The organism is Psychrobacillus sp. NPDC093180, assembly GCF_044754065.1.
Taxonomy (GTDB): Bacteria; Bacillota; Bacilli; order Bacillales_A; family Planococcaceae; genus Psychrobacillus.
Map to the genome: position 1 here is coordinate 204403 of NZ_JBIVOJ010000004.1, position 17258 is coordinate 221660.

At 36.0% G+C, this 17258-nt stretch carries 14 protein-coding genes and 2 other annotated features; of the genes, 12 read left to right on the forward strand and 2 right to left on the reverse strand.

Annotated elements, in window-relative coordinates; genetic code table 11:
- The first annotated feature begins 5 nt into the window (after positions 1–5).
- Positions 6–3176, forward strand: a complete 3171-nt coding sequence (locus tag ACIP9W_RS08145) for an ATP-binding cassette domain-containing protein (RefSeq protein ID WP_400788013.1) — start codon at positions 6–8, stop codon at positions 3174–3176.
- Between the two features lie 27 nt (positions 3177–3203).
- Here ACIP9W_RS08145 and ACIP9W_RS08150 read toward each other — a convergent pair whose 3' ends face one another.
- Both ACIP9W_RS08150 and ACIP9W_RS08155 read right to left on the reverse strand, forming a co-directional pair.
- Complete coding sequence (locus ACIP9W_RS08150; protein ID WP_400788015.1) at positions 3204–3869, reverse strand: VC0807 family protein; 666 nt, start codon at positions 3867–3869, stop codon at positions 3204–3206.
- Position 3870: 1 nt separating this feature from the next.
- Complete coding sequence (locus ACIP9W_RS08155) at positions 3871–4623, reverse strand: MerR family transcriptional regulator (protein ID WP_400788017.1); 753 nt, start codon at positions 4621–4623, stop codon at positions 3871–3873.
- Positions 4624–4756: 133 nt separating this feature from the next.
- On the opposite strand from ACIP9W_RS08155, the gene ACIP9W_RS08160 reads away from it, so the two are divergent.
- From ACIP9W_RS08160 to ACIP9W_RS08210, 11 genes are all read left to right on the forward strand, one after another.
- Positions 4757–5311, forward strand: coding sequence for a GNAT family N-acetyltransferase (locus tag ACIP9W_RS08160; RefSeq protein WP_400788019.1), 555 nt, complete (start codon positions 4757–4759; stop codon positions 5309–5311).
- A 61-nt stretch (positions 5312–5372) separates the two neighbouring features.
- Positions 5373–5617: a binding site (T-box leader), on the forward strand.
- Between the two features lie 54 nt (positions 5618–5671).
- A complete protein-coding gene (gene ileS / locus ACIP9W_RS08165; protein ID WP_400788021.1) occupies positions 5672–8755 on the forward strand; it encodes an isoleucine--tRNA ligase in 3084 nt (1027 codons plus the stop codon).
- 303 nt (positions 8756–9058) lie between these two features.
- Complete coding sequence (locus ACIP9W_RS08170) at positions 9059–10813, forward strand: T7SS effector LXG polymorphic toxin (RefSeq protein ID WP_400788023.1); 1755 nt, start codon at positions 9059–9061, stop codon at positions 10811–10813.
- Between the two features lies 1 nt (position 10814).
- Positions 10815–11225, forward strand: a complete 411-nt coding sequence (locus tag ACIP9W_RS08175) for an immunity protein YezG family protein (RefSeq protein WP_400788025.1) — start codon at positions 10815–10817, stop codon at positions 11223–11225.
- A 259-nt stretch (positions 11226–11484) separates the two neighbouring features.
- Complete coding sequence (locus tag ACIP9W_RS08180; protein WP_400788027.1) at positions 11485–12288, forward strand: hypothetical protein; 804 nt, start codon at positions 11485–11487, stop codon at positions 12286–12288.
- Between the two features lie 14 nt (positions 12289–12302).
- Positions 12303–12770, forward strand: coding sequence for an Imm30 family immunity protein (locus tag ACIP9W_RS08185; protein WP_400788029.1), 468 nt, complete (start codon positions 12303–12305; stop codon positions 12768–12770).
- A 259-nt stretch (positions 12771–13029) separates the two neighbouring features.
- Positions 13030–13464 carry an SMI1/KNR4 family protein gene (locus tag ACIP9W_RS08190; protein WP_400788032.1) on the forward strand — a complete coding sequence of 145 codons (435 nt, stop codon included), beginning with the start codon at positions 13030–13032 and terminating at the stop codon, positions 13462–13464.
- Between the two features lie 506 nt (positions 13465–13970).
- Entirely contained in the window at positions 13971–14321 is a 351-nt protein-coding gene (locus ACIP9W_RS08195) for a transposase (protein ID WP_400788034.1), read from the forward strand.
- A 222-nt stretch (positions 14322–14543) separates the two neighbouring features.
- Positions 14544–14760: a binding site (T-box leader), on the forward strand.
- Between the two features lie 78 nt (positions 14761–14838).
- Positions 14839–15867 carry an anthranilate phosphoribosyltransferase gene (gene trpD / locus ACIP9W_RS08200; RefSeq protein ID WP_400788036.1) on the forward strand — a complete coding sequence of 343 codons (1029 nt, stop codon included), beginning with the start codon at positions 14839–14841 and terminating at the stop codon, positions 15865–15867.
- Entirely contained in the window at positions 15864–16658 is a 795-nt protein-coding gene (trpC, locus tag ACIP9W_RS08205) for an indole-3-glycerol phosphate synthase TrpC (RefSeq protein ID WP_400788038.1), read from the forward strand. The genes trpD and trpC overlap by 4 nt, the downstream gene beginning before the upstream one ends.
- On the forward strand, positions 16655–17257 hold the full coding sequence (locus ACIP9W_RS08210; protein WP_400788040.1) for a phosphoribosylanthranilate isomerase: 603 nt from the start codon (positions 16655–16657) through the stop codon (positions 17255–17257). Before trpC ends, ACIP9W_RS08210 begins: the two co-directional genes overlap by 4 nt.
- Position 17258: the final 1 nt, after the last annotated feature.

A 17258-nucleotide genomic window follows, 5' to 3' on the forward strand; every position in this document is an offset into this window, starting at 1 on the left:
AAACTATGAAAGTAAATCAACTAATTGCGAACAATATAAATAAGTTAGACGCAGAATTACCAACAGATAAATCGTTAGGAATTGCAGGCTTGTCTGGCTCTGGTAAAACAACATTTTGTCAAACCGTTGGGGAAGAATCTAAAAAACGTCTCGTTTCCCTATTACCAAAAGCTGAATATCAATATTTGTTTCCCAACATTATGGAAACTAATTTCAGCGCTATTAAGATGGAGGAAATGCCATTAGTACTTTTTCTCGGAAGATCCTCTATTTCTTCCAATCCACGTTCAACTATTGGCACTCATACAGGCGTTTTTACAGAAGTTCGCGAGTGTCTTGCCCAAAAATTTAATCTTTCTCCAGAAGTGTTTTCGTTCAATAATGAATTAGGCTGGTGCCCAAAATGTAAAGGACGCGGTAATACCAAAAACGTCGAATGCCCAGCATGTGAAAGCACACGATATAACGAAGAAGTCCTCCAATATACAATGGAATTATTCGATAAATTACATAATATTTCCGATATCAACAACCTAAGTATTGAGTCCATCCTTTCACAAGCAGAAGTTTTAAACTTAAGCGAAGGAAAGCAAAATATTCTTCAAAACATTATTAATATGAATATCGGGTATTTAACGTTAAATCGAATTATGGGCACATTGTCAGGTGGAGAATTAACACGTCTTTACTTGGCTGAATTTATGGCCACAAGTGAAAATACGGTTATTATAATTGATGAAATATCCGTGGGTCTCGACCATCACACATTACTCAAAATTTTAGAAGAGATCACACAACTCGGCTATATGAATCAAATTTGGCTCATTGATCATTCTGACACAGTGCTTGATTTAACAGATGAGCAATTGTTCTTTGGTCCAGGCAGTGGTAAGTATGGTGGCAAAATTGTAGAAGAATCACCACGTCCAAAACCAGTCCATATAAAAAGAAATACAGAAGAACCGACAGATTACTATCAATTTCATGATTTATACTGCCGGAATATTCAAATAGCGGAGTTTCAAATACCGAAAAATAGACTGGTAACCTTTACAGGGGAGTCGGGATGCGGAAAATCTACTCTAGTGAATGAGTGTATAGCTAAAGATTTTCTGAATCGATATCCAAAAGATAAGCTAGTAATGGTAGGCCAAGATCGAAACCAATCGATTACAAGTCGGTCAACCGTGGCCACTTTTCTAGATATAAAAAAGAAACTCACCAAATACCAGGAGGATATGGATGATATTTTCGAGCGTTCGATTGAAGATATTATTGATGAATTGCCAAGTGAAGATATCGCCTATAAACGATTAAGCTTACTGATCAAGCTGGGCCTCGGTTATTTGACTTTAAATAGAAAAACACAAACCTTATCGACTGGTGAATTTCAATGTGTACATTTAGTTTCGGAGCTGTTTGCTAACTCGAGAAATCCTCATACACTTTTTATATTTGACGAGCCATCAAAAGGGTTATCTCAAAATATTTTAAACCAATTCATTGATAGTGTCAGGGAAATTTTACAAGATGAATCGGTCTCTATATTGATGATTGAACATAATGCCTATATGATGGAGAACGCTGATTTTATCGTTGATTTTGGTAAAAGACAGCTTGCACCTGTGAAGCATCTAGAAGTTGTTAGTCATGATGATTATTATCGACATCATAATCGAGTGGAGGACACTACTCCTTCACCTATTTCTTCCAAACTAAAGCAACAAACGGGTATTCATTATTTGGAAGAGCAGCCTATCGATTATTTCAAAAACGCAGAAAATATCTATAAGGGTGGTATTTTAAAAAGTTTATCCTCCATGGCTCGTTTGATTTATAGTGAATACGAATCCAATAAAATAGCACCTGTCATTGCTATTGACCTTGAAAGACATTTATATAGCCAATATAGTTTTCTTTATGAAATTGGCGGTCTGATCAATCATATCGTGGCATCGCATCCGACGAATAAAGATACGAAAAGCTTTGATTTCTTTACTACGGACAATCATTGCCCATCTTGCTCGGGACGTCTTGTGATTGAAATATTTGATAAAGAGCTTGTGATACAGGACAAAAATGTTCCATTTTGGGATGGATTATTATATCCAGAAGTGATGGAAGTATTAAAATACTATCAATACGCTAAGTTAGAATTTATATTTGAAGAATTAAAAAATGAGCTCGGTCATGATCTGACAAAAAGCTATAATGAAATGTCGGAGGATGAAAAGCATACATTTTGGTATGGGTATTTTGAAAAGTCTTTTTATGACAAGAAAGGCAAGGCGCGTAGAACGTGGGTAGGCTTTAATACGATTCTTGGCATGTATATGGTCATTTCAAAATCCATGATTAAAGAGCAAATGAAAGATTCTAAAGAAAAAATCACCTGTCCGATTTGTCATGGCACCGTGTTAAACCATCATAAAAAACTCCCATTCGGTGACACGGATATCCGAGAGATTATTCAGCAACCACTTGATGAAGTGATAAAAACAGTAGGGAACTTACCAGAACTGGAAAAGTTGAAAACTATAGTTGGCGGGGATACAACATTAACTGAAGACGTCTCATTTCTTCCTAGGGAAACACAAGTCGCGTTGAAAATACTAGAGCTTGAGCTAGCAAGTTTTACAGGCTATGAGATAGTTTTACAAAATGTCTTGCCATTCTGGGACACAATTAAAGAAAATATCGAATCCATCAGTAAAAATAATCAAGTGACCATCTGCGATTTTCCTACCATTAATGAAACAAGAGAAACAATCATAGATAAGTATTTCACCAATGGAAAATACAAGAAACTGACATATGTGTATGAAGCATTTGGTTATAAAAAATTAGTTACCCAAATTAATAAAATTAAAAAAAGCCAGCCCTGTCCATTTTGTAAAGGAAAGAAAGCCATCACAGAAGAAAACCTCCATGATGGCGTATTTAAATTGACAATACCATGCGTAAGCTGTAATGCCAGTGGCATCAATGCGGAAGGACTTCAGGAAGTGGTCGAAGGCATCCCTGTCGAAACATGGCTCATTGGTAAAGTAAGGGACGTCGTTGCTGCTGACTTTTATACAAAAGCAGTCGGGGATATTCCGATCTTCCATCGTATTCGTGAATTAAATAAGCATGATATGATGTCCGTTTATCAATGCTTAGAGCAAAATAGTTAAATTTTCTTTTGGGTGCCAGGTTCTCATTTAATTCTGAATTGTTTTTGAACCTGGTACCTTTTTTATCCAGTCCCTGCCCGTTTCCTTCATTACTTGCATTGCTTTATTCCCAGCAAATAAAAACGCGATAAATATTAGCCCTGAAAACACATAACCTAATGACTTTCTAACTATAATTAAATGCATAAACGCATCTGCACCATGATTAATAATTAGCCAGACCATAATGGTGTTCATGACAAGCCCACGAATAACAAAAATGGCAGTAACCAACTGAAATAATTTCACATTCTCCTTTATAAAATATAGCTTTTTACTTTTTTCTCGCGGATATCCTTGCAGGTGCATGAATTCTACTGCAAGATATATTGCTATTGGTTTTTTAATTAACATGGAAATAATATAAATTAAAGTAAATCCATAGCTCAGAAAGACAGAATTCCATAGCATCTGAATAGCAGATCCTGCAAGTAAATCAAGCAGGGAGCTAAGTAAAAGGGAAGAAATGATGAAAACCCCAATCATATTAAATTGGCGGTCCTTCATAAAACGATAAATAGTGTAGACGATTGCAGGAATTGTAGATAATAACATCGCATAATAATCACCGATAAAACTTCTCCCATGGGTCCAAATGACATAAGGTAGTCCTAAATATACAATTAACTCTACTAAGATATAATTTGTTTTCATCCTATTGTCCTTTGGCATTTACCGTAAAATAATGTGCAATTGCCTTTTCTATAAAGTCTACAATAGCTGGATCAAATTGATAAAAACCAAGACCATCTTTCACTTCTTTTTGCTTATTCCAAACTTTTTCAGCTAGTTGAAAATCCCCTTTAAAGTCTTTTTCAAGTAATTCAATCCATCTGCTTGCCAAATCTTGTGCTTTTGAACTGGTAATATCGATATGGAGATTCTGTCTAATATCATTTATTAAGGAAATATAGACCTGTATGGTTTCGTCATTGTCTCCAATTTTAGGTAAATCCTTAAACAATTGAACTTCCTCTTTTGAAAAATAGTTCTTCCAAATACGCTCATACACTTCCGTAGTGGTAGAAGAGGGGTTCATAGGAATTCGATCGAAAACATCCTTCCAATTTGCAAGTTCCTCAAACTCACTTAGTTGAAGTAAATACCGAATAGAGCGAGATTGTTCCTCGATACGTTCTTTCTCTATTTCTAATACTTTTAATTGCATAGTAAGTGCATCTTTATGACTTAAATGCTGATGTTCTAACATTTCTCTTATTGTTATTAGACTAAATCCTATTTCCTTCAATATCTTTATATACTGCAGTTTGATGACGTCCTGTTCCTCGTAATATCGATGTCCACCTTCACTTAATTGAGAAGGAGTTAATAGTTCAATTTCATCGTAATAGCGAAGGGTCCTTACAGTGGTGTTGCTCAATTTTGCTAAATTTCCGATCGAATACAAAATTATCCCTCATTTCTTGTTCTTATCTTCATTATAAAACCTAACGTAACGTTAGAATCAAGTATTTAATTGAGTAGTATGATATTTTAGAAGTGATGAAATATTATGTTTATTTTAAATGGGAGGGTAACACATGGAAAAAATAAATTTATACATAGAAACCGAAAGACTAATTATAAGGCCATTCCAAAAAGAAGATTATTCTAACTGGTATGAGGGGTTTAACAATCGTTTGCCTTCCCAATACAAATACGATGATGGATATACTGATATGACAACTTCCACAAAAGATTGGTTTATCCAGTGGATTGAAGGGTTTCATCAGGCAGCTGCCAAAGACGAAATGTACATATTAGGAGTATTTAGAAAAGAAGATGGGGTTAATGTAGGGAAAGTAGAGTTAATCACAATTCTGAGAATGGATTATCAGTGGGCAATGTTGGGGTATTCGATCCATAATCAGTTTTGGAAAAAAGGATATGGTGTAGAAAGTGTAAAAGCAGCTACTAAAGTTTTCTTCACTGAACTAAATTTTCATCGAATTGAATTGCATATTAACATAGACAATGAACCTTCGAAAAAATTAGCCGAGAAAGCGGAATATTCCCTAGAATGTAAACGAGAACAATTTTCCTTCGAAAATGATCAATGGACCGATTTTCTAATTTACTATCAAAACAAAAAATAAATCATATACTAAGTTGACAAACAATTTAGACTTGTGTTAAATTCTTCAATAATAAAACCATACAAATTCGTTGATGAGAAAAAGTAGTAGATGAAACTGTTCCAAAGAGAGCCGGTGTATGCTGAAATCCGGCGTTCCGTTCATGTATGAAAATCCTCTCTGAGAAGTCGAGCTGAATTTAAGTAAGTGAGACCGGGTGTCTACCGTTAAAAAGAACGCGTATGATCGTACGTGGCTAAGTGCTATTGCAGAACTTAAATGTTGCAATAGAATTAGGGTGGTATCGCGGTTAAACCCGTCCCTTTTTACAGGGACGGTTTTTTTTGTATGTTTTATTAACAAAATTAGGAGTGATACCAAATGGTGAAGGAAAAGGAAAAAGAAACTGCTTTAAAGCGGGAAGAACGTGTACGACGACATTGGCAGCAAAATGAAATCTTTCAAAAATCCGTGGAAAATAGAGAGGGGAGCCCTTCTTTTGTGTTTTATGAAGGTCCTCCAACTGCCAATGGCTTGCCGCATGTTGGTCATGCACTAGGACGTACGATCAAAGATGTCGTTGCAAGATATAAAACCATGACTGGACATCAAGTAGTGCGTAAAGCTGGGTGGGATACACATGGTTTACCGGTCGAGCTCGGAGTCGAAAAGCAATTAGGAATTTCCGGTAAAAGCGATATCGAAAAATATGGAGTAGAGGCATTCATTGAAAAATGTAAAGAAAGTGTTTTTGTTTATGAAAAACAATGGAGAGAGTTTACTGAAAGTCTTGGTTATTGGGTGGATATGAATGATCCGTATTTAACGTTAAGCAATGCTTATATAGAAAGTGTATGGAATATACTCGGTACAATTCATGAAAAAGGATTGCTCCAAAAAGGGCATCGAGTATCTCCGTACTGTCCTAGCTGTCAAACTTCTCTCAGCTCGCATGAAGTGTCACAAGGGTATAAGATGGTAAAAGATTTGTCGGCAACAGCTAAATTTAAAATAAGGGATCGGGACAATGAATACTTTCTTGGATGGACGACAACGCCTTGGACTTTACCTGCAAATGTAGCACTAGCAGTTCATTCTTCGTTAAAATACGTTCGTGCGAAACAAGGGCAAGACATTTTCATTGTAGCGGAAGCATTAGCAAGTTCGGTATTAAAGGAGGAATATGAAATACTTTCTGTCCATCTTGGCGCCGAATTAAAAGATATTTCATATACGCCATTATTTGATTTTGTAAATGTAGAAAATGGACATAAAGTAGTGACTGCTGACTATGTGTCCGCAGAGAGTGGAACAGGGATTGTTCATATTGCCCCTGCTTATGGGGAAGATGACTACAAAGTAGTAAAAGAAAATGGATTATCTTTTGTCAACGTAGTGGATGAAAAAGGAAAGTATACGCAGGACGTGATCGGTTTTGAAGGTCGATTTGTCAAAGATTGCGATGTAGATATTGTTCGTTACCTAGCTGCCCAAGGTTTACTTTTCAGCAAAGAAAAGTACGAACATAGCTACCCCCATTGCTGGCGTTGCGATTCACCTCTTTTGTATTATGCAAATGAAAGCTGGTTTATCCAAACAACTGCCTTGAAAGAACAGTTCATTCAAAATAATGAAGGAGTTACCTGGTATCCGGAACATATAAAGCATGGAAGATTCGGCAACTTTTTAGAGCAAATGGTTGATTGGAATATTAGCAGAAAACGTTATTGGGGCACCCCGCTTAACGTTTGGGAATGTGAAATGTGTAATCATGAATTTGCCCCTAAAAGTATCGGAGAATTAAAGCAGCTTTCGATTAAACCTTTAGACAATATTGAATTGCATAAACCTTATGTCGACCATGTGAAGCTTTCGTGTTCCAATTGTGGTGGGACGATGATCAGGACGCCTGAAGTCATCGATGTTTGGTTTGACAGCGGTTCTATGCCATTCGCCCAATATCATTTTCCATTTGAAAATAAAGAGCTATTTGAAAAACAATTTCCGGCGGATATAGTAATAGAAGGAATTGACCAAACGCGTGGCTGGTTTTATAGCTTGCTTGCAGTATCCACTTTATTTACAGGAAAAGCGCCTTATAAACGAGTACTATCGACGGGTCATATTTTGGATGAAAACGGGCAAAAAATGTCTAAGAGTAAAGGAAATGCATTGGACCCAGTAGAGTTAATCCAAAAGTATGGAGCAGATGCATTACGCTGGTCTTTATTAGTAGACAGTGCACCTTGGAATACGAAACGTTTTTCAGAACGTATCGTGCAAGAAGCGAAATCTAAACTGATCGATACGTTAGACAATGTGTATAGTTTTTATTCCTTATACACGAATTTAGATAATTACAACCCTAAAGCGGAAATTCAAACGAAGAAAAATAAGTTGGACGACTGGATATTATCACGTTTGCATAGCACCATTAAAGCGGTGAGAGCTAGTTTAGACGATTATCAATTTACAAATGCTGCAAGAGAAATTGCAAATTTGTTAGAGCAAGTAAGCAATTGGTATGTAAGACGATCAAGAGAAAGATTTTGGTCTAGTGGCATGAACCCAGAAAAAGCAGCTGCATATAAAACGCTAAACGAAGTATTAACCAAGATTAGCCAGTTGTTAGCGCCATTTACTCCTTTTGTGGCGGAAGATGTGTATATGAATTTGACGGGTGAAAGTGTTCATTTATCCAATTTTCCTAAAGCAGACGAACGATTAATAAATGAAAAGCTAGAAAAAGAAATGGCAGCAGTTCTGCAAGTAGTTGAGTTAGGAAGAAGTGTGCGAAATAGTACTTCCTTAAAGGTAAAACAACCATTAGCGGGCCTCTCGCTTAGGGATTCAAATAATGATATTAACTGGAATTTATACGAAGACATTATAAAAGATGAGTTGAATGTTAAGCACTTTGAATTGATAGACAATGAAGGGAAATTTGTTTCTACCAAAGTAAAACTCGATTTCAAAAAAGCCGGAGCCAAGTTTGGCAAACAATCGAATTCCATTAATGCATGGCTTCAATCATTAAGTGAAACGCAAGTACAACATTTCATGAAAGCTGGTTTCATGGAATTCGAAAAAATTAATATAGCACTAGAAGATGTACAGGTTGAAAAAATAGCGAGGGATGGATATGCTTCCGCATCAAATGGAGTGTACACCGTTACTTTAAATATCACTTTAACCGATGAACTCCTACAAGAAGGATTGGCAAGAGAGTTGATCAGAGCTATCCAAGCATATCGTAAACAATTAAATCTTCCCATCGACTTACGTGTGGATATTACGGTAAGTGCAGATGAAAAATTACAAGCTGTCTTTGAAAACTTTAAACATATGTTGGAACAAAACTTATTAATGCGAAATTTATTAATTAGGGAAGTAGTAGTCGGAGGAACAGAAATCAAAATAGCGGGTCATACCATTTCATTACAGGTAATACCAGTAAATAACTAGTTCAGCTCTGGATATTAGAATAATAGCTAATATCCAGTTTTTTATGCCAATCTTTATATTTATCTAATGTTTTTTAAGGCTAATTTCTTTGGCAGTTTGTGATTTTTTTCATAGCTAGAAACTTCTTGATAGATTCTTTAGTAATGGTTACGGAATATTCTTATATTTCTTCGGATTCATTTTAATGAATCTATGGAACTTCTAACTTCTAATAATCGTAAAAAATGAATATTTAAATTTTTTTGAGTTTAAAGGGAGGAATGAAATGTTTACCAACACAAGTTTATTGTATAATAGGAATGAATGGAAACAAGCAAAAACGATTTCAACTTGGCAGTTAGTGAGGCATCCTTTATGAAGGTGCTGGACGTGGATTTATTCCAAGATGGACTCCATCGAAATATTACGATGCTCGACAGGCTCGGTAAGGAAATAGAAACAATCCAAAAGTCAGTAGATGGACTGGTAGCCATGGAGGAAGCGCTAAAAGGGGAAGGCGGAAATGCAATTCGAGCCTTTTACGCTGAATGCCATATCCCTTTTCTTCAATTTTTTCAAGTGTTCCAAAACCGTTTCACGGCTGTTTTAAAACAAATAGAAGCTGCCCTTAATGCACTTGAACCAGATCCCGCGGGCTACATTTTGGAGCAATTTCTAGTGGGAGAAGTGGAAGAAGGGCTGCAACAAATTGCCGAACTGACGGAAACTCTAACAAATGAAACGAATAGTATTATGGATCAAGTTGCAGATATTGTAGGTTTGCCCTATCTCGATGATAGCGGGGTACAGCTGGGCGTTCGCGATGCTAAAATAAAACGTGACGATACTGTAACGCGTCTGCATGAATTCGATGCCACCCAAACAAAAGCCTTGTGGACGATTGAAGATGATCTAAACACAATGGAATCATGGATAACAGATATCGAAGGATTATTTAAGGAAGGACTTACAGACATTCACTTCCAAGCAGACAGATGGGGAATCATATCTTCTGAAAACAAACTGAAGGTAGATTTGTCACTTCAAAAAGCAACTTTGGGAGCTCTATCTGGCAAGAAAGGTTTAGATATTCAACCAGAAACGATGCTCCGTACATTTTTAGCTAGCATGAATCCGATTATGTTTGGTTTAAATGGATTGATTCACAAACCGAATGCTTTCTGGAGTCCAAGTATTTTAGCATTTGCTTCAATGCCAGACAAACCAGTTTCGGATAACCAACTAAATAAGCCGACAATGACCGAGGAAGAACAATTAGAAGCGTTATATGCAGAACTTGCCAAGCACCCTAATTTAGCTAATCCATCCAATGATGCCCCTATTGACACAGCGACGGGTGATTATATGTTCACATATGAAGGTATGAGAAAAGTGTTAGGTGGAAATGGAACAGGAACTCCGGATGGACTAGCTCCATATGCAGTAGCTACGTTTGATTTTTATACAGAAGATCTTGCTACGATGTTTGGACCAGATGCGACAGGAAATGAGCGATTACAAGCTGCTGCTTTTACGTTTATTAAGCCTGCTAAAGTAGCTGATATTGGACATGATTTGTTGAAAGGGACTAAGAGTGCTGGAAATGTTAAATATGGTGAACAATACACAAAAGTTAATCGTAAAAAGACCTTAAAACCTAATATAGAGTATACAACAAACGAAGGGTATAAATATACCACTGATGAAGATGGTCGTATTGCGATTGCTGAGGCTAATTTAGAATTGGGTAAAGCAAAACGAAACCCATACGCCCAAAGAACGGTTGGAGGCGACGATAGACTATCGAATGATGATGGTGGCCATTTAATAGCAAGCATTTTTAAAGGTTCTGGTGAAATTGACAACTTAGTACCTATGAATGCTACGTTAAATAGAAGTGAGTATAAGACTCTGGAGAATACATGGAAGAAGGCTTTAGAAGAAGGTAAAGAAGTAACTATTAAAATAAAACCAATATATGAGGCGCAATCGGCTAGACCAAGTGAATTTAAAATCAACTATACAATAGATGGTAAAAAATATTCAGATAGATTAACAAATTATCCAGGAGGTAAGTGAGATGGAAACTAAAATAATGGAAAAGACATATCAACAAATTGCAAACAAATTAGTTAATATAATTCAAGAGGATTGGAATCAAATTTATTTATACGCTGAGTTTAGAGAAGGTTATAAAAAAGTTTTTTTCTATTATTATCCTGAAAATGGAGGGGAACCAGTATATAGTCTTAATATACCTGATTTGTTTAATGTTGATGAGGATGAGTTTGATGAGCTAGAAAATGAGTTGTATAATTGTTTTTCGGGACTGCGTGAAGAATTTAAGCAGCAAGAACAGGAACAATGGACTAACCTAACTTTTATTTTAGAAAACACTGGTAAAATGAAGATAAATTATGGATACGAGGATATTTCCGAGATAAGCCCAGTTGAAAAACAAGATAAATGGGAAGCTGAATATCTAAAGTAAATGTTTATAATGGTGAATTGAGTTAATACTTGTGAGCTGCAAGCTGAATATTCTAAGGGAGCTTAGAAAAAAATATAAACTAACTATTTAATTCCTTGATTGGGTAAATGCCTATCAAGGTTTTTTTTAGTGTATATTAAATTGTTTAAAATGAAAGAAAATATTTTTTATTAAATTTTATTGGTAGTCTGACATAATAGATTGGTTATATAAATTAATAACAATGCTCCGTGCGTTTTTAGCAAATATGAATCCGATTATGTTTGGTTTAAATGGATTGATTCACAAACCGAATGCTTTCTGGAGTCCAAGTATTTTAGCATTTGCTTCAATCCCAGACAAACCAGTTTCGGAAAACCAACTAAATAAGCCGGCAATGACGGAGGAAGAACAACTAGAAGCGCTATACGCAGAACTAGCTAAGCAGCCTAATATCGCTAGTCCATCCAATGATGCACCGATTGATCCGGCGACGGGTGATTATATGATCACCTATGAAGGTATGAGAAAAGTTTTGGGTGGAAACGGATCAGGAACTCCGGATGTACTGGCTCCTTATGCGGTAGCTGCGTTTACGTTCATTAAGCCTGCTAAAATAGCTGATGCTGGGCATGATTTATTGAAAGCTGGGGAAAATGCTAGGGATGTTGGTAAGGGTATAGATAATCCTCTACTACCAGGTGAAGGAAAAGTTGGAACATATGAAGAATTAATTGATGCAGGAACACGTGGAGACAATATAACTCCTCACCATATGCCTTCTGCAAAATATATGAAAACAAATGCAGAGGTACATAAAAATGATGGAGTAAGTATGAATATGGAACAGCCTCATCCAGGAAAAGGGGGGAGACACCGTCAAACTGAAACATACGGAATGACTGGTAAGAAATTAGAAGACTATCTTAACCTTGAACCACGTGACGCTTTAGCTCGTGATATTATAGATGCAAGGAATATCTATATAAAAGAAGGACTTTACACTCCAGAGATACGTTCAGGACTATTGGAAGCAATAAAATTAAATAAAACGAAGTACCCAAATATTTTTGATAGGCAATAGGGAGGTGGGGAAAGTTGGACATTTTAGTCGAACTTACCGAATTAAAGAATAATCGTTTATTAAGAGATGAGAGTGAAGTAGAAAAATTTGAAAAATCTATAGAAAATATTTTAGACATGGAGGATGTCAATAATATAGAAATATTGTGTCAAGGCTTTGATGATTTAACCGAAAATGATGAAGTAATGTTTGGATTAATTCATGCTATAGAGTCTTATGATAAGATTGTTAGTTCTGAAATTTCTTTGAAAGTGTTAGCTAATTCTATTCCTAAAATGCTTCCTCATGCTAAGGAATGGTTAAAGATACTTCACAAAAGGATATTAAATCATGAACCATCGAGGAATATTTATAAAGAAATCATTCCCACATTAAATAATGATATTCAGAAATATATTGTGTCTCAATTAATTAGTATTAAAGAAAGAAACCCAAGTCGTTTTGAAGAAAGTGTAAATTCAATATTAGATTTTATAAAGTAATGTAAAACCTTGATTGGCAAATTGTCTTTCAAGGTTTCTTTTTGGAGGGGCTACCTAGTGCCGAATGAACCGCTAATTATTTTTAGTATACAGATAAACATTGTATGACCCATATGATGTTTAAGCAAATTATTTAGTACGTACAACACCTTTAAATTGTATGCCCTATTTAGTGGATTTCACTTCGTTAAATAACCTGAAATTCAAACGAAAATAGAAGGAAGTAAATAAATATATTAAATTAGGAGGTAAATAATATATGAAATATGATTTCATTAGGAATCACGATGGTAATCAGTTTTACCCAGTAAATGAAAAAGAAATTGAAGAAATAGAATCAATATTGGGTCTAAAAATCCCTCGTGATTTAAGAGAATTTCTTATTGAAGTTGGTTATGGTTTTCTTAGGAAATCTGATTATAATATTAATCGTATTATGGGTCCAGCTTCTATAAGAGATGCTAGATTAAAAGTAAATGATTTTGAATTTTATCCAGATATAGAAGTTTACGAAGAACTAGAAGAGGATAAGTTGCTTTTTTTTGAAGCAAACGAGAGTGCATTGTTACTCATAGAATTAGGGGATGGAAAACATAATTCAATTTACTATGACGAAATAAAAATAGCTGATTCTTTGGAAGAATTTTTAAAGAAGATTATGGACAACGATAAATATTATATTGACTTAGAGTAATAGCAAATATATGAGCAGAAACTACAGTTTTCGTATAGAGGATAGTTCAACTTCAAGTATTAGTTAAAAACTAATAAATAATCTAACCAATAAAATTCCTAAACCTTGAGTGTTACAAGCCTTTCAAGGTTTTTGTGATTTAATAAGCAAGCAACAAACAAACCTTCAAGACTGTAAGAAGTGTTAAAGAGATTAAAAGGTACCTACTACCCCATGTATTTATAATACAACACTATGCTATCAAAATAATTAACAGATAAAGGTTATATGAAAAAACAAGTTATAAGGATGGAGGAAAAGTTAAAAGGCAATATAACTATCCAAATGTAGCCAAGCCCCCTAATATCAGTAATCCATCGAATGTCACACCTATTGACCCAGCGACGGGTGATTCTATGTTAAAAGAGGCATTTGAAGCAGTTCTTCAGTAATTGTTAATATATGTGTCAAAAACAATAAAGATCCCTTTAGAAACAAAGGAATGTATCCAGAAACGAGGAAATTAAATGAATAAGATTTTTGTTAAATCACTTTTTGATTCTATAGCTAAAGAGAATATTCTACACTATAGAAACTTGTATGAAACGACGAAAGTTACTTCTAAAACAGATGATTTTTGGAAAGAAGCTATTGGTTTTTATGATAGTTTAAATGGGGAGAATAAAGCTACATTAATGAGGATAATTGAACAAACAATGGTTGATACCATTTCAAACATGCTCGGCGTAATTGATGGGAGTACAACTTTAAAAGGTTGTTCGTTAGAACCTAAATTACTGCTGGATGGTGTTAATACAGAAGGACAGCTGCAAGATACGTTTTTTGAATACATAGAGAATAGATATAGCAACAACTAATTAAATGTGAAGATGTAGGTAGCGCTAGTGAAGGAGTAGAGTATTATTTTTTAGATGAAGCCTGAAATTCAATTATTAGGTGGATGATGCTAAAAATAGTTTGACAATTAAAAGTATTACTACTATCATAGACAGTAACTTAAATGTTCGGATAGGGGTAGAAGATGTCGGGAGCGACATCGCCCATAGAACAGTTGAGCCGAGATTAGATGAGCATAGCAGAGAAATTATTTGAATAAGAAGAGTAGCATTTGTGCGCAATTTAGAGAGTCAGTGGGTGGTGAGAACTGATTTGTAGCAAGTGTGAATGGGCTTATGAGAGCTATCTTGAGAGCGAACATTCGTTTTAGAGATAGACGTGTTTCCTACGTTACAGGAATTAAGGGGGAGTGGTGACGCTCCAACAAGAGGTGGCAACGCGGTCAAAACCGTCCTCTTCAAAGGAATTCTTTCTGAATTCCTTTGAAGAGGACTTTTTTTATTTTCAGAAATAAGCTGAGCAGAGGAGAGACCAGAGATGAGAGATTTTATTGAAAAAGTAGAGAAAAATGAACACTTACAATATGAAGAAATGGGAGAAGCATCTCGATTGATGTTTGATGAAACAACAGATTTACAACTAATTGCTGATTTTCTCGTAGCGCTATCTAAAAAAGGAGAAACTGCTAATGAAGTGGCTGCACTTGCTACTGTTATGAAATCCTTTGCGCTAAAACTGAATGAACCAGTAGGAAATTATATGGATAACTGTGGAACAGGTGGAGATGGTTTAAAAAGTTTCAACATAAGTACTACTTCGGCTTTTGTATTAGCAGGAGCTGGCGCATCTGTAGCAAAACATGGAAATCGGAAAATTTCTAGTAGCGCAGGTAGCTCGGATGTATTAGAAGCATTAGGTATAGATACCACTATTTCTTCGGAAGCATCTGTGGATTTACTTGCACGAGAAGGGCTTACTTTTCTTTATGCACCAAGCGTTCATCCGAGATTAAAGCGAATTGGGCAAGTGAGACAACAAATTGGGAAGCCGACAATTTTTAATTTGATTGGTCCATTAACCAACCCAATTGAACTTGCGACTCAATATACAGGTATTAACCGACCAGACTTTACGATGGAGTATGCAACAGTTTTGCAAATGCTTGGGAGAAAACGTGCAATGGTTGTTTGTGGTGCGCTAGGTATGGATGAAGCATCTTTAGCAGGAAAAAACTCTTTTGTGCTAGTAGATAAAGGGGATTTAATTCCTTTCACTTTAACTCCTGAAGATGTTGGTCTTAAAGCTGCCCCAGTGTCGGCAATACGTGGTGGAGATGCGGTTCAAAATGCGAAAATCATGCGATTCGTATTGCAAGGAGAGCGTAGCCCATTTTTTGACACAGTCATATTTAATGCAGGGGTAGGTTTGTATGCAAATGCAATGGCAGGCACGATTCAAGAGGGAGTTAAACTAGCTGCGGATAGTATTTTGTCCGGCAAAGCACTTGCAAAATTAGAAGTAGTGATCGAGTTCAGCAACAATGCACGCAAACAGGAGGTAGTATGATGGCAACTATTTTAGATAAAATACTAGTCGAGAAAAAGAAACAAATAGAGATTATGTTAGGGCAACCAACTCCAATGGTAGAAAGTGGCTTGAAGCGTCCTTCTTTATTTGAACGTTTATATCGAAGTGAATATTTACAGGTCATTTCTGAAATTAAACGTGCATCACCTTCTAAAGGGTTAATTGCAGAAGGTGTAAATCCTGAGACGCAAGCAAAAGCCTATTACGAGGCAGGAGCAGCTTGTATTTCTGTTTTAACCGATACGCCATTTTTCAAAGGTTCCTTTGAGGATTTAGTCGATGTTGCGAAAGCAGTGCCTATTCCTTTATTATGCAAAGATTTCATCATCCATCCGGTACAAATTGATCATGCAAAAAATGCAGGTGCATCTGTCATTCTTTTGATTGTTGCAGCACTAAATACGAAAGAGCTAGCTGAACTTTATCAATATGCAACTAATCTAGGACTTGAAGTGCTAGTCGAAGTCCATGATGCGGAAGAATTAGAACAGGCACTACAACTCGGCTCAAAAATAATCGGCGTAAATAACCGAGATTTACGAACCTTTGACGTCGATTTAAAACGCACGGAAGAAATTGCCTCAATCTTTCCCTTTCATGAAGAGCGAGTACTCATTAGCGAAAGTGGTATTTGGAATATAGAGGATGCAGAGCGAGTTGCAAAAGCAGGTGCTCGTGGGGTGCTTGTTGGTGAGTCGCTTATGCGTAGTGGCGATGTTGAAAGTGCACTTCGGTCCCTACAAGTAGAGCTAGGAGGCATTCTGAAATGACGAAAGTGAAAATTTGTGGATTAATGGAAAAGGAACATGTCACAGCTGCGGTTGAAGCAGGGACAGATGCAATTGGTTTTGTTTTTGCTCCTAGTAAGCGGCAAATTACGGTAGAAAAAGCGCGAGAACTCGCGAAAGACATTCCTTCTACTGTATTGAAAGTTGGTGTTTTTGTAAATCCAACAAAAGAAGAACTTGAAAAGGCTTATCATGAAGTACCTTTAGATCTTATTCAATTTCATGGCAATGAAAGTGCAGATTTTGTTCAATCAGCTAATTATCCTTCTATTAAAGCTTTATCAATTCGAACTGAAGAAGATGTCGAATGTGCAAAGCAGTATGAAACGGACTTCTTTCTATTTGATGCACCGCAAGCTGGAAGTGGGATCACATTTGATTGGCAGCTAATGCAAGGACATGAAGTTCCACAAGAAAAAGTGATATTAGCTGGTGGGCTAAATGTAGAAAATGTAGGGGAGGCTATACAGCGAGTAAAGCCATATATGGTGGACGTATCCAGTGGAGTAGAAAAACATGGTAGAAAAGATGAGCTATTGATTCGTTCGTTTATTCAAGAGGCAAAAGATGAGGAGAGATGAG